The 7747-nt window shown below is 30.8% G+C and carries 6 protein-coding genes and 4 tRNA genes; 6 read left to right on the forward strand and 4 right to left on the reverse strand.

The genetic code is table 11. The features are described 5' to 3' along the window. The 4 genes from ACH5BF_RS08950 to ileS form a co-directional block, all read right to left on the reverse strand. Nucleotides 1-1287 carry a UDP-N-acetylmuramoyl-L-alanyl-D-glutamate--2,6-diaminopimelate ligase gene (locus tag ACH5BF_RS08950; protein ID WP_423273870.1) on the reverse strand — a complete coding sequence of 429 codons (1287 nt, stop codon included), beginning with the start codon at nt 1285-1287 and terminating at the stop codon, nt 1-3. Further along, the gene (locus tag ACH5BF_RS08955; protein WP_423273871.1) at nt 1268-1861 is read right to left on the reverse strand and encodes a hypothetical protein; all 594 of its coding nucleotides are present in this window, start codon (nt 1859-1861) and stop codon (nt 1268-1270) included. Before ACH5BF_RS08955 ends, ACH5BF_RS08950 begins: the two co-directional genes overlap by 20 nt. Then, nucleotides 1861-2139 carry a NifU family protein gene (locus tag ACH5BF_RS08960; protein WP_423273872.1) on the reverse strand — a complete coding sequence of 93 codons (279 nt, stop codon included), beginning with the start codon at nt 2137-2139 and terminating at the stop codon, nt 1861-1863. The genes ACH5BF_RS08955 and ACH5BF_RS08960 overlap by 1 nt, the downstream gene beginning before the upstream one ends. A 126-nt stretch (nt 2140-2265) precedes the next feature. Continuing rightward, entirely contained in the window at nt 2266-4995 is a 2730-nt protein-coding gene (gene ileS / locus ACH5BF_RS08965) for an isoleucine--tRNA ligase (protein ID WP_423273873.1), read from the reverse strand. Nucleotides 4996-5262: 267 nt separating this feature from the next. Between ileS and ACH5BF_RS08970 the strand changes: the two genes are divergently transcribed. From ACH5BF_RS08970 to ACH5BF_RS08995, 6 genes are all read left to right on the forward strand, one after another. After that, nucleotides 5263-6621, forward strand: coding sequence for an FAD-dependent oxidoreductase (locus ACH5BF_RS08970; protein WP_423273874.1), 1359 nt, complete (start codon nt 5263-5265; stop codon nt 6619-6621). Between the two features lie 119 nt (nt 6622-6740). Continuing rightward, a complete protein-coding gene (locus tag ACH5BF_RS08975) occupies nt 6741-7250 on the forward strand; it encodes a CinA family protein (protein ID WP_423273875.1) in 510 nt (169 codons plus the stop codon). Between the two features lie 57 nt (nt 7251-7307). Next, nucleotides 7308-7383 (forward strand) — tRNA-Lys (locus tag ACH5BF_RS08980). 18 nt (nt 7384-7401) lie between these two features. After that, a tRNA-Glu gene (locus ACH5BF_RS08985) sits at nt 7402-7476 on the forward strand. Nucleotides 7477-7489: 13 nt separating this feature from the next. Then, nucleotides 7490-7565: transfer RNA gene (locus ACH5BF_RS08990), tRNA-Val, on the forward strand. A 10-nt stretch (nt 7566-7575) separates the two neighbouring features. Then, nucleotides 7576-7650, forward strand: a tRNA-Glu gene (locus ACH5BF_RS08995). Nucleotides 7651-7747: the final 97 nt, after the last annotated feature.

Raw genomic sequence — 7747 nt, forward strand, 5'->3', positions numbered from 1 at the left:
CTACTCTTTATTTAATAGGTTAATAACCTCTTGCTTGTCTGAAAAAGGAAACTTTTTATCATAAATAGTTTGAGTTGCCTCATCACCTTTTCCAAGAATTAAAACTACACTATTCTCATCTGCCATCTCAATAGCTTTTTTAATAGCAGTTTTTCTATTCACATCAACTTGAACACTTTGATGATTTTTAATTCCTTTTAAAATATCCTCTATAATTAAATCAGGATCTTCAAATCTTGGATTATCTGAAGTTACAATAATATGTTTTGAATAAGTTGCAGCCATTTGACCCATTAGTGGTCTTTTTTCTCTATCTCTATCTCCACCTGCTCCAAAAACACAAATTATATCTCTTTCATTAAAACTTTGTAAAACTTCTTTCATTCCATCTGGAGTATGTGCAAAATCAACTATTACAAGTGGTTCATCACTAATAGTTTCCATTCTTCCACTAACTCCGGCAAAACCTTCTAATGCTTCACAAACTTCATCTAAGTCTCTATTAGTAACCATATGAACAGCACCAACAGCAGCAGTTAGATTATAAACATTAAAAATTCCCATCATTAAAGATGAAAAAGAGTGCATCTTGCCAAAATGTGAAAACATTACATGCATTCCATTTTTAAAAGAGTAAGCACTTACTTTATATGTAGAAGGATTATCTAATGAATAAGTTAGAGCATTTTTAGTATTAAAGCTAACTACTGGGTCATCTTTATTTATTAGTTTTTTTGTTTCATCACTGAAAAAAGAGTTTTTAACATTAATATACTCTTCTACCGTTTTATGATAATCAAGATGATCTCTAGTAATATTTGTATGAATCTTAAGCTCAAACTCTAAGCCTTCAATTCTTTTTTGTTCAATTGCATGAGAACTTACTTCCATTACAAAAAAATCACAATCATTTTGTATAGCTTTTTGTATATGAGCAAAGTTTCCTAATTGAACTGGAGTAGTTAAAGAATAATCTTCAACTCTTTCATCATTTATAAAAAAGCCTCTTGTTCCTTGTAAGGCAACTTTATAACCTAAGTCTAAAAGTGTTGAATAAATTGCAGCAGCAGTTGTAGTTTTACCGTTTGTTCCAGTAATACCTATAACTTTTATGCTGCTCATATCTAAATAGTTTTTTAAATCTTTTGCTTCAACAAAATCTTCACAACCATTATTTTTAGCATCATCAACAAATCTTTTATTTTGTTTTGATACTACAAAAGTAGTATCTTTATTTGCTTCTTTTGAGTTATCTGTAAAAACTCGATTATTTATGATTATTTGCAAGTTGTTTCTCTTCTAATCTTTTATAAAGTTTTTCTAACTTTTCATCATATGAAAAGTATTCATTAAATCCATCTAAATAAGTATATGCAGTACTATTAAAATCATTGTCAATTAATTTTGTAACGAAGTCAAAAAAGTCTTCTTTATTTTCAATTGCAACTTTTGTAGAAAACATAATATCTTCAAAAGCTATTCTAAATGAACCTCTTGATTCAATAAGCTTTTTAAAATCTTCATATCTAATAGCATCTAGTGAGTCAACTGTAGAATCAGTTAAGTCTTGAAGAATGTTCATCATCTTATCAATGTCACCATCATAAGCATTAACTACATCTTCAACATACTGTATAGCTTCATCTATGTTTTCATCTTTAACTACACTAAAGTAATCAAAAAGAGATATTGCTTTTTCTTCATCTTCTGTAGCAATATCACAAAAAAGAGCATATACTGGATACTCTTTGTTTTCAGGGAAATTTGAAGATAGTTGTGAATACAAAAATAGTGCTTTATCAAATTTCTTTTGAGTAAAAAAACTATTTGCTTCATTTAATAATCTATTTTCATTTATCATTAAATTTCCTCTAATTTGTTCTCCATTCCTTGTGGAACATTTACAATTTCTAAATCAGGATGTATTGCAGCTTTTAGTTCTTTTTCAACTACGTATTTTAAAGTACTACCGCTTGCACTACAACCAACACATGCACCTTGCAATTGAACAAAAACTCTTCCATTTTTTATATCAATTAATTCAATTGCGCCACCATCTCTAGCTAACATAGGTGCAACTTTACTTTCTATTATAGATTTAACAGGAGGTCTTAAATCCTCATCAGTAAATGGCATCATGTTTATTCACCTTTTGAATTTTTTTTAACAAAAAATACTCCAATAGCAATTAACACAAAGATAACTGCTATTGTTTGGAATATAAATGTTAATGTTACTTCTTCTTGAAACATCTTTACCCTAATTTTAGTTTAAAACTTCTTCACATCTTTGGCAAAGAGTGTCTTCTTCTTTTGCTGTGAACTTCCAACATCTTGGACATTTGTGTTCAGCAGCTTTATATACTTCAAACTCGAAATTATTAACTTCGAATTTTCCTAGTATATCTGAAGTTTGTTTATTATTTGTAATAGAGCTTACTATAAACCAATCTGATGCTTCAGTTTCACCCAGATTTAAAATCTCTTCACAATTAGTATACATACTTAATTCTAAAGTTGATTTAATAGTCTTTTCTTTACTCAATGCATCTTTGATTTCAGAGAATTTCTCTTTTGCTGCAATTAAAAGTTCTCCATTGATTTGAGAGTCAACTTCTGGTAACTCTACTTTATCAAAGTCAAAAATATCTTTTGCATCACCTTTAATACAAGCAGGTGCAAACTCTAATAATTCATCCATAGTGTATGTTAAAATACAAGCTAATGTAGAGATTAATTTTCTAGCAATAATTGCCATTGCACTTTGGCTTGCAAGTCTATGAATATCGTTTTTATCATCACAATATAATCTATCTTTACAAACATCTAAATAAATACCAGATAAATCAACAACTAAGAAGTTATTTAATTTATTTAATCCTTTAGAGAATTCATAAACTTTAAATGAAGCTTCAATTTCATTAAATACAGATTTAGCTTTAGATAAAATCCATTTATCTAACTCACCCATTTTATCAACTGAAATAATCTCTTCTAAATCATCAACATTTGCAAGTAAGAATCTCGCAGTGTTTCTAATTTTTCTGTATAGCTCAGCATTTTGCTTTAAGATATTATCAGAGATTTTTAAATCTGATTGATAATCACTCATAGCAACCCACATTCTTAAAATCTCAGAACCGTATTGCTTCATAACTTTATCAGGAGCAACAACGTTTCCTTTTGACTTAGACATTTTCTCACCTTTTTCATCAACTGTAAATCCGTGAGTTAAAATTGATTTATAAGGAGCTATTTCAGATGATGCTAAAGTAGTTAATAAAGAAGATTGGAACCAACCTCTATGCTGGTCACTTCCTTCTAAATACATATCAGCAGGGAAAGTTCCCGCATCATAATTTCTACTTCTTAATACAGCATTTTGAGTAGAACCAGAATCAAACCATACATCTAAAATATCCATAGTTTTTTCTAAATCTTCTGGGTTATATCCACTTCCAGGGTATAATAACTCTTCAATTGGTAAATCATACCAAGCATCACAACCTTTTTGTTCAAAAATCATAGCTGTAAAGTTAAGAACTTTTTCATCAAAGATAATTTCATCAGTCTTCTTATTTCTAAAGAATGCAATAGGCACACCCCAGTCTCTTTGTCTAGAAATACACCAATCAGGTCTTCCATCTAACATAGACTTAAGTCTGTTTCTTCCCCACTCTGGATAGAATGTTAAGTTTTCAACTACATCTAAAGCATTTTGTCTAAGTGTTTTATTTTCTTGTCCATACTCATCATCAATTGAAATAAACCACTGTTTAGTTGCCCTAAAGATAATAGGTTTATGTGTTCTCCAACAGTGTGGGTACGAGTGTCTAATATCTACGTGTTTAAGTAAAGCATCACCTAACTCTTCTAAAATTAATTCATTTGCTTTAAATACATGAAGTCCAAGATATTTATCTGTATCATTAAATAGCTTTTCTCTTACAATTGTTTCATCATATTTACCATATGCATCAACAGGCATGATAACATCAAGACCATATCTTAATCCAACTTTGTAGTCATCCTCACCATGACCAGGAGCTGTATGAACCGCACCTGTACCAGCGTCCATTTCAACATGCTCACCTAAAATGATTTTAGATTGTCTTGCGTTTAATGGATTAATTGCATGAGTACCTTCTAACTCTTTTGGACAAACAGAATCAACTATTTCACCAGAGATTACTTCGTTTTCAATTAAAGAGTTATAAAGTTTTTTAGCAACAATAAACTTATCACTTGTTAATACATACTCTTCTTCACCATTTAATGCAATACCAGTATTTGCTGGTAATGTCCAAGGTGTAGTAGTCCAAATAATAACTGATGCATCAAGCTTTTCATGTTTAAATGCCACATAAATTGAAGGTGAAGTTTTATCTTCATATTCAACTTCTGCTTCAGCTAATGCAGTTTGTGCTGCCCATGACCAATAAACTGGTTTACTTCTTTGAACTAATAAACCTTGCTTAGCAATAGCACATAGTTCTCTATAAATATTAGCTTCAAATTTAAAGTCCATTGTTAAATAAGGATTTTCCCAATCACCTAAAACACCAAGTCTTTTGAACTCTTCTTTTTGAATCTCTACAAATTTTGTAGCATGATCTCTACATAATTGTCTTAACTTAGATTTTGGTAACTCTTTTTTCTTTGTGCTTCCAATTTTCTCTTCAACTTTTTGTTCAATTGGTAAACCATGACAGTCCCAACCTGGAACATATCTAATTGACTTTCCATCAAAATAGTGAAATTTATTGATAATATCTTTTAAAACTTTATTTAATGCGTGACCGATATGAATATGACCATTTGCATATGGTGGTCCATCATGTAAAGTAAAAGAAGGTGCCCCTTCTCTATTTGTTTTCATTCTTTCGTAAACGTTTTCTTCGTCCCATTTCTTATATTTCTTAGGCTCATTTTGAGGTAAGTTTCCTCTCATTGGAAACTTAGTATTTGGTAATAATAAACTCTCTTTGTAATCCATTTTAAAGTACCTTATTTATCTAAATATTTATAGTTTTTATTAAATCGTAGATTATATCTAATCTTCATTAAAAAAAGGATTAGCTCATTTTTGAGTTTACTTATTGTACAAAAACTGTACAATAGTTTTTTATATATCACTAACAAAGGTGTTACGAAACTCTATAATTTATTGTTAAATTGCACAACTATTTATTTTATTTAACTTAAATATAACTTCAATATGATATACTCCTTTCATATTTCGAAACAGATAGGAACTATAGATATGAATGAGAAACATTATGAAGTCTTAATTATTGGTGGAGGTATCTCTGGTGCAGCTTTATTCTTCGAGCTAGCAAAATATACTAATGCAAAAAGTATTTGTATGTTAGAAAAATACGAAGATTTAGCTACTTTAAACTCAAAAGGTACAAGTAACTCTCAAACTATTCACGTTGGAGATATTGAAACTAACTATACTTTTGAAAAAGCAAAAATCACTAAAAGAACTGCGAAAATGATTGAGAAGTTCTGTTTAATGTATAACTTACAAGATAAGATTATGTTTAAACACCAAAAGATGGCTTTAGGTGTAGGTGAAAAAGAAGTTGAATTTATTACTAATAGATATAATGAATTTAAAGAAATTTTCCCTTATTTAGAGTTATGGGATAAAGAAACTTTAAAAGAAAAAGAACCTTTATTAGTTTATGCTGATAAAGAAAGAACAAAAGAAAGACCAGAGCCAATCGTAGCAATGGGTGCTGATGATCAATATACAACTGTTGATTTTGGTGAGATGACTAAAGAGCTTGCAAAAGCTGGTCAAGCTGCTGATCCAGAAAAAACAACTGATATTTTCTTTAACTCTGAAGTTGATGAAGTAGAAAAAGTTGGTGACAAATTTAAAGTTACAACTGTAAATGGTACAGTTTATACTGCTGACTTTGTTGTTACAAATGCTGGTGCACACTCATTATACTTAGCTCACAAAATGGGTTACGGTAAACACATGGGATCATTATCAATGGCTGGTTCATTCTACATTACTAATGACAAATACTTAAATGGTAAAGTTTACATGGTACAAAATGATAAATTACCATTTGCAGCATTACATGGTGATCCAGATATCTTAGAAGATGGTAAAACAAGATTTGGACCTACTGCACTTGCATTATTAGTTCTTGAGAGATACAAAGGTGGAAAATCATTCTTCCAATGTTTAAAAACTATGAACTTCGATGGAAACATTGTTAAAATTTTCTGGGACTTATTAAAAGATTCAGATATTAGAAACTATGTATTTAAAAACTTCTTATTTGAAGTTCCAGGTATCAATAAAAAGCTATTTGTTAAAGATGCACAAAAGATTGTTCCATCTTTATCAACAGAAGATATTGAATACGCAAAAGGATTTGGTGGAGTAAGACCACAAGTTCTTAATAAAAAAGAGCAAAAATTAATGCTTGGTGAAGCTTCTATTACAGAATTACCAGGAATCATCTTTAATATGACTCCAAGTCCAGGTGCTACTTCTTGTTTAGGTAATGCAGAAAGAGATACACAAATTGTTTGTGATTACTTAAACTTAGAATTTGACCACGAAAAATTCTTAGCAGACTTTACTGACGAAAACTAATAACTATATAAAATAAGAGTCTTTACTCTTATTTTATTCCTTCTTATATATAGACAATACACTTTTTTTTTACTACAATATATTAAACCTTACATTTAAACTATCATAAAGGCATATATATGGCATCAAATGAAATATTTAGTGAAAATGATATGATAACACTACAAAACCTTTTAAGAGCAAGAAATGAAACAATTACAACTGCTGAATCTTGTACAGGAGGATTAGTTGCACATATGATTACACAAATTGCAGGCTCATCTGATATCTTTAATGGAGCAATTGTTTCTTATTCAAATGAAATAAAAGCAAGAGAACTTAATGTAAAAGAAGAAACTCTAAAAAAATATGGTGCTGTTTCAACACAAACTGTTGAAGAAATGCTTGAAGGTGCAATAAAAAAATTTGATGCAACTTATGCAATTGCAATTTCTGGAATAGCTGGACCACAAGGTGGAACAAAGGAAAAACCAGTTGGAACAGTAGTAATAGGCATATCAGATAATAACAAAAAAAATATTATTAAGGAAAATAACTTCAAAGGAAGCAGAAAAGACATACAAAACCTTGCTTCAAAGACATCTTTGAAAGAAATTTTGAAATTTCTTCAAAAAACCCTTGACAAATAAATTTATTTCTATTATAATTCCAGTCCAATTTAAGAAGAACAACTTAAATTACAGAGCGACCCGTTAGCTCAGCTGGTAGAGCATCTCCCTTTTAAGGAGGTGGCCGAAGGTTCGAATCCTTCACGGGTCACCACGATTTTTATAAATGTTTGGCCCCTTCATCTAGCGGTTAGGATCCATGGTTTTCATCCATGTCACAGGAGTTCGAGTCTCCTAGGGGTCACCATTCATAAACATAAGGTCGATTAGCTCAGTTGGTAGAGCGCTACCCTTACAAGGTAGATGTCAGTGGTTCGAGTCCACTATCGACCACCATTATTATGTTGGCCCCTTCATCTAGCGGTTAGGATCCATGGTTTTCATCCATGTCACAGGAGTTCGAGTCTCCTAGGGGTCACCATCATATAAAAATTTCTAACATTAGTGCGGATGTAGTTTAGTTGGTTAGAATGCCTGCCTGTCACGCAGGAGGTCGCGAGTTCGAGTCTCGTCATCCG

The organism is Arcobacter pernae, assembly GCF_049472135.1.
Lineage (GTDB): Bacteria > Campylobacterota > Campylobacteria > Campylobacterales > Arcobacteraceae > Arcobacter_B.